At 62.1% G+C, this 15,559-nt stretch carries 17 protein-coding genes; 9 read left to right on the forward strand and 8 right to left on the reverse strand.

The annotated features are described in order from the left end of the window. Window position 1: 1 nt before the first annotated feature. Window positions 2–1,075, reverse strand: coding sequence for a porin (locus ACN9MW_RS23630; protein ID WP_426163298.1), 1,074 nt, complete (start codon window positions 1,073–1,075; stop codon window positions 2–4). A 100-nt stretch (window positions 1,076–1,175) separates the two neighbouring features. Between ACN9MW_RS23630 and ACN9MW_RS23635 the strand changes: the two genes are divergently transcribed. Next, entirely contained in the window at window positions 1,176–1,862 is a 687-nt protein-coding gene (locus ACN9MW_RS23635) for a response regulator (protein ID WP_426163300.1), read from the forward strand. After that, on the forward strand, window positions 1,862–3,301 hold the full coding sequence (locus ACN9MW_RS23640) for a sensor histidine kinase (protein ID WP_426163302.1): 1,440 nt from the start codon (window positions 1,862–1,864) through the stop codon (window positions 3,299–3,301). The genes ACN9MW_RS23635 and ACN9MW_RS23640 overlap by 1 nt, the downstream gene beginning before the upstream one ends. Here the strand turns inward: ACN9MW_RS23640 and ACN9MW_RS23645 are convergent. Together ACN9MW_RS23645 and ACN9MW_RS23650 are read right to left on the reverse strand one after the other, a co-directional pair. Then, complete coding sequence (locus tag ACN9MW_RS23645) at window positions 3,264–4,523, reverse strand: sensor histidine kinase (protein WP_426163304.1); 1,260 nt, start codon at window positions 4,521–4,523, stop codon at window positions 3,264–3,266. The two genes, ACN9MW_RS23640 and ACN9MW_RS23645, sit on opposite strands and share 38 nt — an antisense overlap. Then, window positions 4,523–5,161, reverse strand: a complete 639-nt coding sequence (locus ACN9MW_RS23650; protein WP_426163306.1) for a response regulator — start codon at window positions 5,159–5,161, stop codon at window positions 4,523–4,525. Before ACN9MW_RS23650 ends, ACN9MW_RS23645 begins: the two co-directional genes overlap by 1 nt. Window positions 5,162–5,303: 142 nt before the next feature. Between ACN9MW_RS23650 and ACN9MW_RS23655 the strand changes: the two genes are divergently transcribed. The 5 genes from ACN9MW_RS23655 to ACN9MW_RS23675 all read left to right on the forward strand — a co-directional run bounded on the left by ACN9MW_RS23655 (window position 5,304) and on the right by ACN9MW_RS23675 (window position 9,837). Continuing rightward, window positions 5,304–5,951 carry an energy transducer TonB gene (locus ACN9MW_RS23655; RefSeq protein WP_426163308.1) on the forward strand — a complete coding sequence of 216 codons (648 nt, stop codon included), beginning with the start codon at window positions 5,304–5,306 and terminating at the stop codon, window positions 5,949–5,951. Between the two features lie 74 nt (window positions 5,952–6,025). Further along, window positions 6,026–7,447 carry a HAMP domain-containing sensor histidine kinase gene (locus ACN9MW_RS23660; RefSeq protein ID WP_426163310.1) on the forward strand — a complete coding sequence of 474 codons (1,422 nt, stop codon included), beginning with the start codon at window positions 6,026–6,028 and terminating at the stop codon, window positions 7,445–7,447. Beyond that, the gene (locus tag ACN9MW_RS23665) at window positions 7,437–7,976 is read left to right on the forward strand and encodes a hypothetical protein (protein ID WP_426163312.1); all 540 of its coding nucleotides are present in this window, start codon (window positions 7,437–7,439) and stop codon (window positions 7,974–7,976) included. Before ACN9MW_RS23660 ends, ACN9MW_RS23665 begins: the two co-directional genes overlap by 11 nt. Then, window positions 7,973–9,352, forward strand: coding sequence for a sigma 54-interacting transcriptional regulator (locus ACN9MW_RS23670; protein ID WP_426163314.1), 1,380 nt, complete (start codon window positions 7,973–7,975; stop codon window positions 9,350–9,352). Before ACN9MW_RS23665 ends, ACN9MW_RS23670 begins: the two co-directional genes overlap by 4 nt. A 173-nt stretch (window positions 9,353–9,525) precedes the next feature. Further along, the gene (locus ACN9MW_RS23675; protein ID WP_426163316.1) at window positions 9,526–9,837 is read left to right on the forward strand and encodes a BON domain-containing protein; all 312 of its coding nucleotides are present in this window, start codon (window positions 9,526–9,528) and stop codon (window positions 9,835–9,837) included. A gap of 59 nt (window positions 9,838–9,896) precedes the next feature. Here ACN9MW_RS23675 and ACN9MW_RS23680 read toward each other — a convergent pair whose 3' ends face one another. From ACN9MW_RS23680 to ACN9MW_RS23700, 5 genes are all read right to left on the reverse strand, one after another. Further along, on the reverse strand, window positions 9,897–10,064 hold the full coding sequence (locus tag ACN9MW_RS23680) for a hypothetical protein (protein ID WP_426163318.1): 168 nt from the start codon (window positions 10,062–10,064) through the stop codon (window positions 9,897–9,899). Between the two features lie 5 nt (window positions 10,065–10,069). Continuing rightward, complete coding sequence (locus tag ACN9MW_RS23685; RefSeq protein ID WP_426163320.1) at window positions 10,070–11,209, reverse strand: serine hydrolase domain-containing protein; 1,140 nt, start codon at window positions 11,207–11,209, stop codon at window positions 10,070–10,072. Between the two features lie 98 nt (window positions 11,210–11,307). Beyond that, window positions 11,308–11,706 (reverse strand): hypothetical protein, encoded by a 399-nt coding sequence (locus ACN9MW_RS23690; RefSeq protein WP_426172282.1) that lies wholly within the window; start codon window positions 11,704–11,706, stop codon window positions 11,308–11,310. A 120-nt stretch (window positions 11,707–11,826) separates the two neighbouring features. Next, window positions 11,827–13,149: a homoserine dehydrogenase gene (locus tag ACN9MW_RS23695; protein ID WP_426163322.1), complete on the reverse strand. Its 1,323-nt coding sequence runs from the start codon at window positions 13,147–13,149 to the stop codon at window positions 11,827–11,829. 20 nt (window positions 13,150–13,169) lie between these two features. Beyond that, window positions 13,170–14,402, reverse strand: coding sequence for a pyridoxal phosphate-dependent aminotransferase (locus ACN9MW_RS23700; RefSeq protein WP_426163325.1), 1,233 nt, complete (start codon window positions 14,400–14,402; stop codon window positions 13,170–13,172). 133 nt (window positions 14,403–14,535) lie between these two features. On the opposite strand from ACN9MW_RS23700, the gene ACN9MW_RS23705 reads away from it, so the two are divergent. Both ACN9MW_RS23705 and ACN9MW_RS23710 read left to right on the forward strand, forming a co-directional pair. Beyond that, on the forward strand, window positions 14,536–14,910 hold the full coding sequence (locus tag ACN9MW_RS23705) for an Mth938-like domain-containing protein (protein ID WP_426163327.1): 375 nt from the start codon (window positions 14,536–14,538) through the stop codon (window positions 14,908–14,910). A 24-nt stretch (window positions 14,911–14,934) separates the two neighbouring features. Next, the gene (locus ACN9MW_RS23710) at window positions 14,935–15,390 is read left to right on the forward strand and encodes a peroxiredoxin (protein WP_426163329.1); all 456 of its coding nucleotides are present in this window, start codon (window positions 14,935–14,937) and stop codon (window positions 15,388–15,390) included. Window positions 15,391–15,559 lie beyond the last annotated feature (169 nt).

Raw genomic sequence — 15,559 nt, forward strand, 5'->3', positions numbered from 1 at the left:
ATCAGAAGCGGTGCTGGATGCCAACCATTACGCCGTGCTGGCTGTCGCCGAAGCCGGCATCGTCGCGCGACAGGCCGACCAGCTGGTCATGCTTGCCTTTGGTGTAACCGACAGTCGCATACAGGTCGGTGCGCTTGGACGCTGCGTAGCGATAGCGCAGCACATACATGGTCGGATCGGCGTCCTTGCCCGCAGCCAGGTTGCGCTGGTCGATGTGGTAGACGGCACCGGTGATGGTGACGTTTGGCTGCGGCTTGTATGCCACGCCAGCCCACAGCGTGTTGCCTTTTACGTCAGCCGTGGCGGCCTTGCCGGACACCAGCTTGAAGGTTCGGCCGCCGAGCCAGAACTTGAAGTCGCCCGTGGCGTAGTAGCCACCCAGGTGGTAGGCGGTGGTCTCGTCGCGGTTGCCGGTAGCGACCACGTTGTTGCCGTTGATGCGCTCCGCGGTGAACATCGCACCCAGCGACTCGGACTGGTAGCTGACCGCGCCTGCGTACTTGGCGCTGTCGGCCGAGCTGGCGTCGGCGCCCTGCTGCTCGCCCATGCCGTAGCTGAAGCCATAGTTCCAGTCGCCGGTCTTGCCGGAGTATTTGATCAGGTTATCGAAGCCGGTGGTCATGCCGTACTTGCTTGGCAGGGTGGCGCTGCCGCCGGTCGCCCAGGAATAGTAAGGCGCAAAGCCCATTGGGTCGAAGCGGATGACGGTGTCGTACACGCTGGTGAACGAACGGCCCAGCACCACGCGGCCCCAGTTGCCCTCCAGGCCGACGTTGGCTTGGCGCTTGAACAGGTTGCCGTCCTGCGCGCCGGTATCCATCAGGATGCCGCTTTCCAGCTGGTACACGGCTTTCAGGCCGCCGCCCAGGTCTTCGTTGCCTTTGATGCCCCAGCGCGAAGTATTCATGCCGCCGGAGCTGACGTGGGTGACGCTGCCGCCGCCGGCCTGGGCATTGTTGGTAATGTCGACACCCATGTCGAGCAAGCCGTAGACCTGCACATTGGATTGGGCGTGGGCGGAAGTATAGGCGGCAAACATCATTGCGACGGCCGCTGCCATCGAAGTTCTTTTCACAATCAGTCTCCTGGGTTTATAGTTATTTCAGTCATGCCTCGCTCTGGCACGGTTCAACTATAAAATCGCCAACCTTTCAAACGCCTTTCAGGCAAATGCCATGCGAATATTGTTAGTGGAAGACCACACCGAATTACAACACTGGCTTTCCAAAGCCCTGCGTGATGCCAACCTTTCAGTCGAATGCGCCGATAACGGCGCCGACGCCGACTCCCTGCTCCTGACCCAGGAATATGCCCTGGTGATACTCGATTTGACTCTGCCCCGCATGGACGGGCTGGAAGTGCTGAAACGCCTGCGCGCGCGCGGCGGCAAGACGCCTGTATTGATCCTGACCGCGCGCGGCGGCCTGGAAGACCGCGTGCAGGGCCTGAACCTTGGAGCCGACGATTACCTTGCCAAACCTTTCGAACTGGCGGAACTGGAAGCGCGCGTCAAGGCTTTGCTGCGCCGCAGCGTGGGCAATGAATCGCTGGTGTATGAATGCGGCGCGCTGCGCTTCGATACGGTCAGCCGCATGTTTTCCTATTTCGGCGAAAACCTGCAGCTCACGCCGCGCGAACATGCCGTGCTGGAAGCGCTGATCACCAAAGGCGGCAAGCCGGTGGCAAAAGAAAAACTGTTCGACCAGGTGTTCTCGCTGGCCGATGACGCCAATCTCGATGCCATCGAACTGTATATCCACCGCGTACGCAAGAAGCTTGATCGCAAGGAGCCCGGCGCCGCGGCCATCACTACCCTGCGCGGGATAGGCTACCTGCTGCAGCCGGCCGAAGCGAAGGCCTGATGAAGGCCATGCTCGCCATGGGCAGCCTGCGCGGCCAGCTGCTGCGCTGGCTGCTGCTGCCATTGGTCCTGCTGGAGATCATTAACACCATTTCCGTCTATTACAACGCGGTGGACGCGGCCGACATGGCGTACGACCGCTCGCTGCTGGCCTCCACCCGCGCGCTGGCGGAACGCGTGTCGGTCGAAGGCGGCAAGGTGGTGGCCGACGTGCCCTACGTCGCGCTGGACAGTTTTGAGACCGACACGCTGGGCCGCATCTACTACAAAGTCACCGGCATCAATGGCGAAACGGTGTCCGGCTACGACGACCTGCCGAAAGTTCCGCCGAATGTGCCGCGCTCCGAGAACTATCCTGCCCTGGTGCGCTTCTATCACGCCAACTATAACGGTCAGCCAATCCGCATCGCGGCCCTGCTGCAGCCGGTGTACGACGACAATATGCGCGGCATCGCACTGATCCAGGTCGGCGAAACGCTCGACGCGCGCAATGGCCTGACGCTGAAAATCCTGTATGACACCATCGCCTGGCAGGCGAGCGTGGTGCTGCTGGCGGGCCTGCTGGTGTGGTTTGCAGTCAAGCTGGTGCTGCGGCCGTTGATGCAGTTAAAGCATGAAGTCGAGTCGCGCGACGTATCCGACCTGTCCGACCTTGATCCGGCATTGGTGCACAAGGAAGTGCGGCCTCTGGTGCAGGCCATGAACGCATCCACCACCCGCATCGCGGGCCTGATCGCCAGCCAACGCCGCTTCATCGCCGACGCTTCGCACCAGCTTCGCACTCCGCTGACGGTACTGAAAACCCAGGCCGAACTGGCGCAGCGCGAGCTGGAACGGGCTGCGTCAGCCTCGCCGGAGCTGCGCAATGTGGTTGCCAGCATGGCCGCCACCACCGACTCCACGGTCCATCTCGCCAATCGACTATTGATGCTGGCTCGCATCGAGCATAGCGAGAATCGTGAGCCGGTGCCGGTGCCATTACGCGAGACGGTACAGCAAGTCGCGCTGGAATTGGCTCTATCCGCCGTGAACCGCGGCATCGACCTTTCGCTGGAGGGCGATGGTGAAGCCAGCGTCTACGGCCAGGCTTTGCTGCTGCACGAGCTGGTGTCAAACCTGGTCGACAACGCCTTGCACTACACTCCGCGCGGCGGCAGCGTCGTATTACGCGTGATGCCAGGCGAAACGCAGGTCGTTCTGGAAGTTGAGGACAGCGGGCCCGGTATTCCGCCTGAGGATCGCGACCGCGTGTTCTCTCCCTTCTACCGCGCCGCTTCGACCATGCAGGCCAATCCGGGAGGCTCCGGCCTGGGGCTGGCCATTGTGCGCGATATCGCCGTCCTGCACCACGCCGAGCTTGAACTCGACCAAGGCTCGGGTGGGCGTGGTCTGCTGGTGCGCGTCAAGTTCCCGCGCGCCATGCCTCCACCGGCAGCATGATGCTGATGCGGGTGCCGGACAAGCAATCCATAGCAAAGGTGCCGCCCAGCGCCTGGACCCGCTCCCGCATGCCCGCCAGCCCGACGCCTGCAGCAGTGCGCGCCGGGTCGAAGCCTACGCCATCGTCTGCCACCGCGATCTGCAAGGCCTCGCCGTGCCGCGCGACTTCGACATTGGCCGTGCCGGCGCGAGCGTGCTTCACGATGTTAGACAGCGCCTCCTGCACGATACGGTAGGCCGAGATCGCGGCGTCGCCATCCAGACCGGCGAAATCGCCCTCGGTGCGCAGCGAGAAGCGGCAGGCCGGGTGGCTGCTGCCGACTTGCCGCACCATTTCTTCCAGCGCACCCTGCAGGCCAAGCATGTCCAGCATTTCCGGCCGCAAGCGGCGCACCAGCGTCCTGCCACTGTTGTACAAGCCCAGCGCCAGCTTCGTGATCGCCTGCGCCTTGTCGCGAATCTGCGTCGCCGCGTCCGTCGGCGGCAGATTGCCCGCCAGGCCGGCGATCTGCTGCGCCTCCAGCCGCACCGCGATGAGCGTCGCGTTCAACTCGTCGTGGATCTCCAGTGCAATGGCCTGGCGTTCGTCTTCGACTGCCGTGGTCACGCGTTGCAACAGGCGACGTTTCTCCGCATCAGCCGCGCGCACGGCTTGCATGGACGCCCGCAGCGATGCGGCAAAGCCGCTGGTCATCTGCCACGCCAGCCCTGCGCAGACAAGCAAACCCGCCAGCGCCACCGCCAGTTCAAGCTGGAAACGCGAGCGAGCCTTGCGCAGCATGACAGTTGGCGACATGCGCACCTGCACGTAGCCCATGTTGCCGACATTGCGGTTGCCGCCGCCAGTCACGTAAAGCAAACGCTTGTGCACCGCGGCCTCGTAATAGCGCGCCTCGGGCACCCCGTCGCCGCGCGCGGTCACGTCCAACAGGGGCTTGCGGTCCGCATCGAGCAAGGTCACGCGATGGATCGCGCTGTCGGTCTGCAGCATGCCGTCGATCGTCGCGCGCAGTTCGTCGAACTGCCCACGTACCAGGCTGATTTCACTGCTCGTCACCAGTGCTGTGGCCAGCAACTGCCCGCGCTCCGCAAGCTCGGCATGCACCTCGGATTGACGCGATTGATAGCTGTACCAGGTAAGTGTAACGAACAGCGCCAGCACCGGCAGCAAGGTAATCGCCAGCAGCCGCCCGCGGGTGCCGACGCGCCATGTGACCCGCATCAGGCTTGCAGTACGCCGTGGCGCACGGCCAGGCGGGTGATGTCTGCCGCGCGCTCAACACCCAGCTTGTCCTTGATGGCCTGGCTGGAGTTGCTGATGGTCTTGCTGGAGACGCCGAGCTTTTCGGCGATTTCAGCGTTGGTCAGGCCTTCCGCCATCAGCTTGAAGATTTCAAGCGAACGTTCATCCAGCAGCGCCTGCGGCGATTGCTCGCCCAGCACCGACAGGCTGGCCAGGCGTTCCGCGATGGCCGGCATGAAATACAGCTCCCCTTGCGCAGCACGCTGCACGGCGGTGAAAAGTTCGGCCGGATCGCAATCCTTGGTGACCAAGGCCCGCGCACCAATGCGGTAGGCCTCCTTGACCAGCGCATCCTGGTCGAACTGGGTCAGGAAGATGATGTGCGCCTTGGGGGCCGCTGCCAGGATCTGGCGCGCCGCGTCCAGGCCCGTCATTTGCTCGCCGAAGCGCATATCGAGGATAGCAACGTCGGGTGCCAGTGCCTGGTAAGCCTCAACGGCTTCAGCTGGCGTCCGGGCCTGGCCGACAACTTCCACGCCGAAACCGGCAAGCGCCATCGCAAATCCCCCCATCACGACCGGGTGATCATCTGCCAGCAGTACTTTGATCTTATTCATAGCATTCCTCATTTCCAGATGATGGAAGGATATCACGCCAAAGGGTAGCAATAAAAATTGCTTGCATATTTCCATTGAATGGAAGAATATCTTGCCATGGACTGGCAATTCGGCCTACCAACAAGAAGAAAGGAGCATTTCCATGAACTTCGATACCTCTCGCAAGAACTACTCTGGCCTGGCTTTCGTCGCCGTACTGCACCTTGTTGCCGCCGGCATCGCCCTGAAGCACTCAACGATCCTGATCACCCGCAGCGAGCCGACCGTGATCGTCGATGTACCGCCGCTGGAGCGCCAGGATCCTGAGCCGCAACGCTCCAAGGAATTCGAGGTCCAGGAAAAGGCAGCGCCGGTGATCGCCCCGCCTCCGCCGGACGGCATCAAGATCGAGGTTCTCGAACACACCATCACGACATCCCCGCCGGAGACTGCACATGGCCACAGCGAACCAGGGGGCGGCGGTGGCGGCACCGGCGGTGGCAGCGTCGAAGCTGTGCGCCACGAGCCAGTGAACGTTGCGGCGGTGATCGATGCGGCCAATTGCGCGAAACCCACCTACCCCGCCGGTGCCTTGCGCAACGGCGACGAAGGCACAGTCACCCTGGCCTTCCTGATCGGCAAGGACGGTCACGTGGCCAGCGCCAAGATCGAACGCACCAGCGGCCACCGCGACCTGGATCGCGCCGCGCTGCAAGGCCTCTCGCTGTGCGCCTTCAAGCCCGGCACCGTAGACGGCGTGGCACAGGAATCGTGGGCTCGCATGCAATATGCCTGGCGTCTCGACGAGTGAGCAATAGAACGCGGCCGTAAAGCGAATTCCCCTATCATGCGCCGGTTAACCATGTGGTTCCCGGCGCATGCTCTATGTTCATCAAGCTTTCTTTCCGCCAATTACTTCTGGGCGTCTTCCTGCTGATCGCCCTGCTGCTCAGCGCTACCTCGATCCAGGCTTTGCTCACGCTGGACCGGCTGGCCACTGAAAGCCGCGAAGTCGGCCAGCACGCCGTCGTGCTGACCGCGAACGTGCAGCGCCTGGCCGAACGCAGCGTGGCCATGGAACGCAGCGCGCGCCAGTTCCTGGTGCTGGACGATCCAGCCTTCCGAGACCGCTACGCGGCAGCCTGGCGCGACGGCCAGGATGCGCTGTCGGCGCTGGCGGCCGGACTGCCCTCCGCGCCCAAAGCCAGTTTCGCCGCCTGGCGCGACCAGGGCGAGCAAGCCTGGCGCGCACTGGAGGCTCCCAACGCCAAGCGCGCCCAGCGCCAAAAGATGCTGAACACCGCGTTGGCGGGCCTGGCACCGGTCAACGAAGAACTGGCGGACGAAGTCAAACGCGAAGTCGACCAGCGCAACCAGCGCATCCTGCTTGGCCTGGAACATCGGCGCAGCGTGCTGGGCGGACAACTGCTGGCCTCCATCAGCCTGGCCGCCGCCCTGGCCCTTGGCTGCGGCATGTGGCTGTCACGCCCCCTGGCGCAAATCGAAAGCGCCATCGACCGCCTGGGCGGCAACCGCTACGACCAGCCAATCGAAGTCGAAGGACCCAACGACTTGCGCCGCCTTGGCCAGCAACTGAATTGGCTGCGCCAGCGCCTGGCCAGCCTGGAAGCTGATAAATCGCGCTTCCTGCGTCACATCTCTCACGAACTGAAAACCCCGCTGGCCGCGCTGGTGGAAGGCGTCGCCCTGCTGGAGGATGAAGTGGCCGGCACGCTGACGCCGAACCAGCGCGAAGTGGCCGGAATCCTGCGCCAGAACACAGCCTCGCTGCAAAACCAGATCGAAGACCTGCTGCGCTATAACACCGCCACCTTCGCCGCCCAGCACCTGCAGCGCCAGCCCACCGATATCGTGGCCCTGCTGCGCGACACCGTCGACGCCCAGCGCCTGCAGTGGCAGGCGCGCCGCCTCGATGTGACGGTGGACGGCAGCGCCCCGGCCATTTCGGTCGATCCCGGCAAGCTCGCCATTGCCAGCAGCAACCTGCTGACCAACGCGGTCCGCTATAGCCCCGAAGGCGGCACCGTGCGCTTCATCATCGGCGAGCAGGCCGGCACATTGGCCATCGACTGCATCGACCAGGGGCCTGGCGTGGCCCCGGAAGATGCTGCCCATATTTTCGAACCCTTTTACCAGGGGATGCGCCAGCCGCCAGGCGCACGGCGGGGCAATGGCGTCGGCCTCTCCATCGTGCTCGAATACATCAGCGCCCACGGCGGATCACTGCAATTGCTGCCGACCAGTAGCGGCGCACACTTCCGGATCGACCTGCCTTATGAACATTAAAACCCTGCCTTTGCTGCCGATCCTGCTGCTCGCCTCCTGCGCGCAGCGACAGCCAGTAGCGCCAACGCTGCCGCCCTTGCCGCCGCCTCCGGCGCCCGCGCCACTGACGCTGCTTGTCGCGCCGCAGGACGAAGTGGCGCCGCTGCTGGCCTACTACCAGTCGCTGCGCCGCATGACGCAAGGCGAGTTGCTGAAGGAACTGAGCGGCTTGTCGCTGCAGCAGAAAACACCAAAGGTGCTGCTGCAATCGGCCATGGTGCTGTCGCTCACGCGCGGCAGCGGCGACCTGGCAAAGGCGCAGGCGCAATTCGACGTCGTCGCCACCGCGCCGGAGCCGGAAGCGCAAGGCTTGCGGCAGCTGGCGCAACTCCTCTCTGCACAATGCGCCGACACGCGCCGGCTGGTCGACGAGAGCGACCGCCTGCGCATGCAGTTGAAGGACAACCAGCGCAAGAACGAACAATTGAACGAAACCCTGGAAGCGCTGAAAGAAATCGAGCGCGGCCTGCCTGCGAGAGCCAGTAAATGAATGCACTTGTTTCCCCACGCTTGCTGCTGGTCGACGACGACGCCGACCTGCTGCGCCTGCTGTCGATGCGGCTGAGCGCCAACGGCTACCAGGTCACCGCCGTCGGCAGTGCCGAAGCCGCGCTGGCCAACCTGTCGATTGCGCTGCCCTCGCTGGTGATCAGCGATGTGCGCCTGCCCGAGCGCGACGGCATGTCCCTGTTCCAGCAAATCCGCAACCAGCACCCGGCGCTGCCGGTGATCCTGCTCACCGCCCACGGCACCATTCCCGACGCGGTGGAAGCGACCTCGCTCGGGGCCTTCGCCTACCTGACCAAGCCCTTCGATGCGAAGGTGCTGCTTGACCGCATCGGCCAGGCCCTGAGCGTGGCCGCACCGGACGCCACACCGGAGGCCGGCAGCGGCGCCTGGCGCGCCGAGATCATCAGCCGCAGCCGCGCCATGGAAGAAGTGCTGCATGAAGCGCAGCTGGTTGCCGCCTCCGACGCCAGCGTACTGATACGCGGCGAAAGCGGCACCGGCAAGGAATTGCTGGCACGCGCCATTCACCGCGCCAGCCGCCGCGCCGCCGCGCCGTTCATCGCCGTGAATTGCGGCGCGATTCCCGAGCAATTGCTGGAGTCCGAGCTGTTCGGCCATGTAAAAGGCGCCTTTACCGGCGCCGTCGCCAGCCGCGAAGGCTTGCTGCAGGCAGCCGACGGCGGCACCCTGTTCCTCGACGAGATCGGCGATATGCCGCTGCTGCTGCAGGTAAAGCTGCTGCGCGTGCTGCAGGAGCGCGTGGTGCGCCAGGTCGGCTCCGACAACGGCCGCCCGGTCAACGTGCGTGTGCTCTCCGCCACCCACCGCGACCTGGAAGCGGCCATGCTGGAAGGACAGTTCCGCGAGGACCTCTACTATCGCCTGAACGTCATCACGCTCACCCTGCCCCCGCTGGCGGAACGTCGCGAAGATATCGGGCTGCTGGCCACGCGCTTCCTGCAAATGCTGGCCGCCAAATACGGCAAGACCGTCAACGGCTTTGCTCCGGAAGCGTTGGAAGCGCTGTCGCGCGCCTCCTGGCCCGGCAATGTGCGCCAGCTCTACAACGTGGTGGAACATGCCTGCGCCCTGGCTACGGCGCCGCTGGTGCCGCTATCGCTGGTGCAGCGCGCGTTGCGCGTGCCGTCGCTGGAAGTCCTCAGCTATACGGAAGCCAAGCTGCGCTTCGAGCGCAATTACCTGGTGCAGCTCCTCAAGCTCACCGACGGCAACGTGGCCGATGCCGCGCGCCTGGCAGAGCGCAACCGCACCGAGTTCTATCGCCTGCTGCAAAAGCATGAATTGAACGCCGCGCAGTTCCGCATTGAACCTGTCGCCGAGGGGCGACAGCCATAAAGCCCGCCAAATCAAGGCCTTGCGCATTGCAGCCCAGACCGTGTCGCCGCGTGGCGACAAATTCAATGTTGCCGCACAGCTAAGTCATTGATTTCTCTACATGGCACGCGCCTTGCAATACCAGGGACAACGCACAAGCGTTGACTGCCAACTTGAAAATGGAGAGATAGACCATGAAGGATTCCAAACTGATCGCAGGCCTGTTCGCCGCCGCAGCATTCGCCCTCGCCTCGCTGTCCGCACACGCACAGCAAGAAGGCGCCATGGCCGGTGCCGCCGTGGCCACCGCCGATTCCACGCTGCAGGCCAAAGTCAAGGCAGCCCTCTCGGACCAGAAAGAGATCATCGTGTCCGCCAACCAGGGCGTAGTGGTCCTGAGCGGCACGGTGTCAAGCTCCGATGCCGGCGCCAAAGCGATCCAGGCGGCATCTGCCGTGGCGGGAGTGAAGGAAGTGAAGAGTGAGCTGACTGTCGCCGGCAAATAATGCCTTCGCTGCAGTAGTACCTCCCTTATCGGGCGACCCTGGGTCGCCCGCTTTTTTTCTCACCGGGTGTCGGCAACGCAGGACTTGTACCTGGCCGTGCATTCGGCAAAGGCAGCCTTTCCGATCGCCGCCTGGCCAAAGAATCGCACGCGCGCTCCGGCCGGCTTGGCGTCTGTTGTTTCCGCCCCCGACGCGCACAGCAGCGCCGCAGAGGCGAGCCATCCCATCCTGTTCATCTTTGCAAATGCTTTGAATTGAAGTTCTTGGCTTGCGCCATCCGCAACAGCAGGCGATGCCCGATCCTGTCCGTCCAGTTGAAGTTATTTTGCAGCACGACCACGGCGGTACGCGTCTGTTCGTCAATGCCGATGTAAGCGGTGTAGCCGGCCACCAGGCCAATCTGGTGCGCGATCCTATGGCCATCGATGTCGTCGACAAACCAGGCGCTGGCCGCCGCCTCCCGTTCACGCTCGAACTGCACCTTCAGGGTATCCCGCAGGCCCGCATCGAGCACGCCGCTGCCGGTCGAGGCCAAGTGGGCATTTGCGTAGGCCAGCAGATCGCTCGCGTTTGAGTAGAGTGCCGCCGAACCACTCATGATGTCGGTGAACTGCCAATCGGGGACAAGCTCGCCGCGCCGGATGAATTTGGGCTGGTCACCCGCGTGGCCCAAGGCCCGTTCGCCGTAGCCAGGCAATTTCTCAGGCACATAGCCAGTCCTGTGCAGGCGCAGCGGATCAAGTACTTTCTCGTGCACCAGCGCATCGACCTTCTTCCCGGTTTTCAGTTCCAGCACATAACCAAGCACGCCGTAGCCGATGTTTGAGTACTGAGGCACACCGCCATGATGCTTCTTGAATGTCGACAGGTACTCCAACAAATAAGCCCGGTCGAAGTGGCGATAAAAGCTCTTGCCGGTGAACAGATACTCCACAAAATAGAGCAATGTCCTCTCGGTCATCGGCTGACGTGGCAGGCCCGCGGTATGCGTGACAAGCTGGCGCAAGGTGATGCGTTTGGCATCCTCGCTAAGCGGCACACTCGCAGGCAACAGCGTCGCGAGGGTTTCGTCCCAACCCAGCACGCCCTCTTGCACCAGTACCGAAGTCGTCGCCGCCAGAAAGCCTTTGCTCAGCGACCCGACGGCAAACAGCGTTTGGCCATCGGGTTGGTGCCCGCCGTCCTGGTGCGTGGTCCCAAAGCCGAAGAACTGCCGCTTGCCATCGGGCGTCAGTACGCCAACCACCAGCCCCGTCGTTTCATTGGAATCGATCATCGGCTGCGCCAAGGCAGCAACCTCGGCCCCGATGTCGCCAGTTGCTGCCAGATGCTGTGCCGCGCGGAAGTCCGGATCCAGCTGCTTATCGGACAAGGTGCCGCATCCCGCCAGGACGGTCGAGATACAGGCCAGGCAAAAAATGCGAACCCAATTCTGCATAAAACTAAGATAACGACTGCTTTCGCCAGGCTTTATTCAAACTCGAAACGTACGTCTTTGACGATCTGGTGTTTGCCCCAATAGAAGTTGCAAACCCGGGCGGATTCGGCGCCATCCTTGCTCTCCGGGACACAACCACCCTTGATCGTGACTGTCTTCCCGCCTTGCAGCGACAAGGGGAACTCAAGCGCAGGGCCTTCAGGAACCTCGTGCTCCAGCCGGACGTTATCCGCGTAGTCATCCACCAGCGCGAAAATAAGAACTTTGTCGGCTTTCAGCGTGTAAATATCGTGCTGGAACGCCGCGCCCCTCACCAGGCACATTTCGATCAGGTATTTTTCGACGGTCTGTCGCTTGCACTCCGGCCCCTCTGCCGCATGCACGCCAAAGGCCGCGCCCAAGGTGCAAACAAGTGTCGCGAAAGATTTCACGTTAAACAATTTTATATTCCAAAAGGAAACAATTATATCAAAACTTCATGCCATCGCAGCTTGGAACAAAATAAGAAAATGGCCCCAGCGGGGCCATTGGGACGCCGGATGACGGGACGGTCAGGCGAGATTTTCCAGGCGGATCTTAGTGACGTTGCCGACAATGCTGGACAGCTTTTCGATCTTCTCGATGGCTGCGACCACGTTTTTCTCCTGCGTCTGGTGCGTCAGCAGGATGATGTCGGTGTGGGTCTCGCCTTCCGCCGGTTCCTTCTGCATCATCGCATCGATGGAGATGGTGGCGTCGGCCAGGATGCGGGTCAGCTCCGCCAGCACGCCCGGGCGGTCAGCCACCGTCATGCGCAGATAGTAGCTGGTGGTGATCTCGGACATCGGCATGATCTTGATGTCGGTCATCGCATTCGGCTGGAAGGCCAGGTGCGGCACGCGGTGTTCAGGATCGGCCGTCGCCAGGCGGGTGATGTCGACCAGGTCCGCAATCACGGCGGAGGCAGTCGGCTCAGGACCGGCGCCTTTGCCGTAGTACATGGTGGCGCCAATCGCGTCGCCCTGCACCAGCACTGCATTCATCGCGCCTTCCACATTGGCGATCAGGCGCTTGGCAGGGATCAGGGTCGGGTGCACGCGCAACTCGATGCCCTCGCCGCCGTTCACTTGCGCGCGGCGTGCGATGCCCAGCAGCTTGATGCGGTAGCCCAGTTGTTCGGCATATTTGATGTCGATCGCCTGCAGCTTGGTGATGCCCTCGATATGGGCCTTGTCGAACTGCACCGGGATGCCGAAGGCAATAGCGGACAGGATGGTCGCCTTGTGCGCCGCGTCGACGCCTTCGATGTCGAAGGTTGGATCGGCTTCCGCATAGCCCAGGCGCTGCGCCTCCTTCAGCACGGTGGCGAAGTCCAGGCCCTTGTCGCGCATCTCGGACAGGATGAAGTTGGTGGTGCCATTGATGATGCCGGCGATCCATTCGATGCGGTTGGCGGTCAGGCCTTCACGCAGGGCCTTGATGATCGGGATGCCGCCTGCAACGGCAGCCTCGAACGCCACCATCACGCCCTTGGCCTGGGCCGCGGCGAAGATTTCGGTGCCATGCATGGCCAGCAGCGCCTTGTTGGCGGTGACCACGTGCTTGCCGTTCGCGATGGCCTGCATCACCAGTTCCTTGGCGGTGTCATAGCCGCCAATCAGCTCCACGACGATATCGATTTCCGGATCGTTGACGATCGCGAACGGGTCTGCCACGACTTTGCACTGGCCTTCGGTGCGCTCTTTTGCGCGCTCCAGGTTGCGGGCCGATACGGCCACAATCTCAATGCCGCGGCCGGCGCGGCGGCGGATCTCTTCCTGGTTGCGTCGCAATACGCTGAACGTGCCGGCGCCCACATTACCTACGCCCAGCAAACCTACTTTAATCGATTTCATCTTCAAATTCCCTGGTGTTGTTAGCTGTGCCCGTGCCGCTTTCGGTAGCCTTCCATGAAGCGCGCGATGCGGCCGAATGCATCTTCCATATCGTCCGAATTCGACAGGAACACCACACGGAAGTGGTCCGGGCTATGCCAGTTGAAGCCCGTGCCCTGCACGATAAGGACCTTGGTTTCTTCCAGCAGTTCATACGCGAATTGCTGGTCATCCGCGATCGGGTAGATCTTCGGATCGAGGCGGGGGAACATATAGAGTGCAGCTTTTGGCTTGACCACGCTGACACCCGGAATGTCGGACAACAGCTTGTATGCCAGGTCGCGCTGCTTGAGCAGGCGCCCGCCAGGCGCCACCAGGTCGTTGATGCTCTGGTAGCCGCCGAGCGCAGTTTGGATCGCAAACTGCCCCGGCGCGTTGGCGCAAAGGCGCATCGAGGCCAGCATGTTCAGGCCCCAGATGTAATCCTTCGCATATTTCTTGTTTTCGCCCGAGAGCACCATCCAGCCGGCGCGGTAGCCGCAGGAACGGTAGCTCTTGGACAGGCCGTTGAAGGTCACGCAGAACACGTCGTCGCACAGAGCGGCGATCGAGGTGTGGGTGACGCCGTCATACAGCACCTTGTCGTAGATTTCGTCGGCGTAGATGATCAACTGGTGCTGGCGCGCCAGTTCAATAATCTGCAGCAGCACTTCGTCCGGGTACAGCGCGCCGGTCGGGTTGTTCGGGTTGATGACGACGATCGCCTTGGTGTTCGGCGTGATCTTCTTGCGCATGTCGTCGATGTCGGGGAACCAGTCCTGCTGCTCGTCGCAGACATAGTGCACCGGCTTGCCGCCGGACAGGCTGACCGCCGCGGTCCACAGCGGATAATCCGGCGCCGGCACCAGCACCTCGTCGCCGTTGTTCAGCAGCGCGTTCATCGACATCACGATCAGTTCGGACGCGCCGTTGCCCAGGTAGATGTCGTCCATGGTGACGTTGGCGACTTTCTTCTGCTGGGTATAGTGCATCACCGCCTTGCGCGGCGCGAACAGGCCCTTGGAATCGGTGTAACCGGCCGCATTGGGCAGGTTCATGATCATGTCGTGCACGATCTCGTCCGGCGGATCGAAGCCGAACGGCTGCATATTGCCGATGTTCAGCTTGATGATCTTGTGGCCCTCTTCTTCCATCAGGCGGGCCTTCTCCGGCACAGGGCCGCGGATCTCGTAACAAATCTCGTTAAGCTTGTTGGATTTCTGAACCGGACGCAAAATCAATCCCTTACGTATAAATGCTGCATTGCGAAAATACCCATTCTGCCGAATTAAATTGGTTTAATCAACCATCGATATGCGCAAAACGTTACAATAAGATCTCTATTGTATTTAAATATAGCGAAAAGTTATGAAGCTCCACTCCAGCACCACCGGCCAATACCAGACCGTTTCCGGCTATTTCGAAGGTGGAGTCGAGATCAACGGCAAGCCGTTCGACTACAGCCTGCTGGTGCTGCCGGAAAGCGCACCGCGCCCCTGGCCCGTGGCAAAGTTCGAGGAACTGACAGTCGAACATTTCGAACAACTGCTGGCCGAACAGCCCGACGTGGTCATCCTCGGCACCGGCGAGCGCCAGCGCTTCGTCCATCCGCGCCTGGCCGCGCCGCTGATCTCCAGGCAGATCGGCGTCGAATGCATGGACACCAATGCCGCCTGCCGCACCTACAACATCCTGATGGGCGAAGGCCGCAAAGCCCTGCTGGCATTGATCATTGAAAAATAACACTTTGCCCCCAACTAAACGCGCATGAGCCAAACCATCCCCGACTTCAGCGCCGCCATGACCGGCGGCCAAACCTTCCAGCTCTCCGGACGCCCCGCCAAAGCCACCGTACTGTTCTTCTACCCCAAGGACAACACCCCGGGCTGCACTACCGAGAACATGGCGTTCCGCGACCTGCACGACCAGTTCACCGCTGCCGGTGCTGAAATTTACGGCATCAGCCGCGACTCGCTGCGCTCGCACGAGAACTTCAAGACAAAACTGGGCTTGCCGTTCGAACTGATCTCCGATCCGGACGAAGCGGTGTGCCTGGCCTTCAATGTCATGAAGATGAAAAAAATGTACGGTAAAGATGTACGCGGCGTTGAGCGCAGCACGTTTGTGATTGACGCAAAAGGCCGATTGGTGAAAGAATGGAGAGGCGTGAAAGTACCAGGTCACGTCGATGAAGTGCTGGAATTCGTGGCAAACCTGGGCTGATGGCAAGGCCCTCGCCGCGAATGTGTTAGCTCAACGGGAGCTTTACATTTGAACGTGTCAGCCAGATTTTGAGTCGAGCAAGTCCTTCCACCCACTGTCCCCGGTGGCATGCCCACCGGCTTTCGGGCGACGCAGACGCCCGCCAGGCATCCTTTAGTTTTTCCGAACC

This window comes from Pseudoduganella sp. R-34 (assembly GCF_049904655.1).
In the GTDB taxonomy this organism is placed as follows: Bacteria; Pseudomonadota; Gammaproteobacteria; order Burkholderiales; family Burkholderiaceae_D; genus Rugamonas.